The sequence below is a fragment of the Vibrio anguillarum genome (assembly GCF_001989995.2).
GTDB lineage: Bacteria > Pseudomonadota > Gammaproteobacteria > Enterobacterales > Vibrionaceae > Vibrio > Vibrio anguillarum.
Genome location: NZ_JAHGUP010000057.1, coordinates 1 through 686, shown reverse-complemented (window position 1 = coordinate 686; position 686 = coordinate 1). Strand labels below are relative to the sequence as shown.

Genomic DNA, 686 nt, shown 5'->3' with positions numbered 1-686 from the left:
GAGAGTTGTCCTCACTAAATGCGGTATCAAGGGACCAATGCATGGCCTCTACGCCCCAATGAGAACGCGTCGCTTCAAGCAGCGTTTGGGCTTCTAATTCTTTAGAACAGATATAGTAACGAATACTCACATCTTGCTCTGTTGCTACAGCCGATTCTTGGCGAATCGAAGCGACGATGCCCATTGATTTTAGCTCGGGCCATTCATGCTCAATATCACCTAAAACCGACAAATCACGGTTCACTAAAGCCACTCTCGTTTCCGTTCTTCCGTGACTTTTTTCTTGTGTACTGTAAGAACTGCCGTCAAAGTCTTGAAGCATGTCCATTCGAAAATAATCATCAAAGGCTTGCTCAAGCATTCCCTGATTACCTTTCACTGCTAACAAATAATCCGCTTCTTTATCGAGAATTTTTTGCGCTATTTTCTTTTGGCATCCCATTGCATCAATCGTAACCAAGCAGCCTTTTACCTCGAGCAAGTCAAGTAGCTTGGGGATCGCGGTAATTTCATTACTTTTACTATCAACCTTCTGTTGGCCGATACTCATTCCGTTTGCAGTAGCAAAAGCATTCACCATGTGAATCGTTCCTTTACCCTTCGAGCGGTCATAAGAGCCACGTAATGTTTTACCGTCGATAGCGATGACTTCTCCATCCGTCAGTGTATGGCAGTCCTTCATCCAA

Annotated in this window: 1 pseudogene; it reads right to left on the bottom strand. The window is 44.3% G+C overall.

Going from position 1 to position 686, the window contains the following annotated elements:
• A pseudogene (locus PL85_RS13860) lies at positions 1 to 686 on the bottom strand (ISAs1-like element IS1358A family transposase); the annotation flags it as partial.